1 protein-coding gene is annotated in these 288 nt (G+C 51.7%); it reads left to right on the top strand.

Translation table 11 applies throughout. From position 1 onward, the window contains the following. On the top strand, positions 1-288 hold a 288-nt coding region (locus tag K6T82_RS24230; RefSeq protein WP_223711606.1), incomplete at both ends, for an SMP domain-containing protein.

Genomic DNA, 288 nt, shown 5'->3' with positions numbered 1-288 from the left:
GCTAACATGCATCGTGAACGCGGTCAAAAATTCAGCCCTCCTACACCCGGTACGTCAATTGTTTCGCGATTTAGAGAATCTCGAGATACTAATGAGGACAATGGACGTATCATAGAATCGGTCGAGTGGCTCAACGCGTTCCTCCAGACCGTCTGGGGTCTCATTAATCCGGATATGTTTGTCCCCGTCGCTGATACGGTCGAAGACGTCATGCAACAGTCTCTCCCCGGCTTCATCGACGCTGTCCGCATTTCCGATATCGGTCAAGGCACAAACCCGCTCCGCATT

The sequence above is a fragment of the Flavobacterium potami genome (assembly GCF_020026915.1).
GTDB classification, from domain to species: Bacteria; Bacteroidota; Bacteroidia; order Flavobacteriales; family Flavobacteriaceae; genus Flavobacterium; species Flavobacterium potami.
This window is presented reverse-complemented; position numbering and strand designations above follow the sequence as displayed.